The sequence below is a fragment of the Oleiphilus sp. HI0061 genome (genome assembly GCF_001635675.1).
On record NZ_LWFE01000880.1, the window covers coordinates 1 to 442 of the forward strand.

Below are 442 nucleotides of genomic sequence, written 5' to 3' on the forward strand. Positions count from 1 at the left end.
AATGCAAACGGCTTACGCCAAAGACTCCGAAGTTAAGAGTGAGCCTGCTGAAATTTCAGCTAAAGCGTCAAGCTATTATGTATTTGGTAAGCAGGCTGCAGACTATTACGAAGAGCTGGTTCTCACGCGAGGTCAAGATCGCTATAGCGGTGAGAACCTTTACCTTGCAGCTGAGGCTGCATATAAAATTGGTGATTATCGTCGTGCAATTTCTCTATACGAACGTGCAGCTTATGAAAATGTTAGCCATCCAAAGGCAGTTCAAGCTGGCTATGCTTCAGTTCTGACATATGACGACATCAAAGTTTCAAATAGCGGCAATACCCAAGATCTCGGGCCATCTGATAAGCTACTTCGCAGAGAAGCGATTGAGCGTTTTGCTGCGCATTTTCCTATGGCTAATCAGACGGCAGGATTGTTGAACGACCTAGCAAATGAATAT

1 protein-coding gene is annotated in these 442 nt (G+C 44.6%); it reads left to right on the top strand.

What is annotated here, in order from left to right; translation table 11 throughout:
• On the top strand, positions 1-442 hold a 442-nt coding region (locus A3735_RS30785; protein WP_197485837.1), incomplete at both ends, for a tol-pal system YbgF family protein.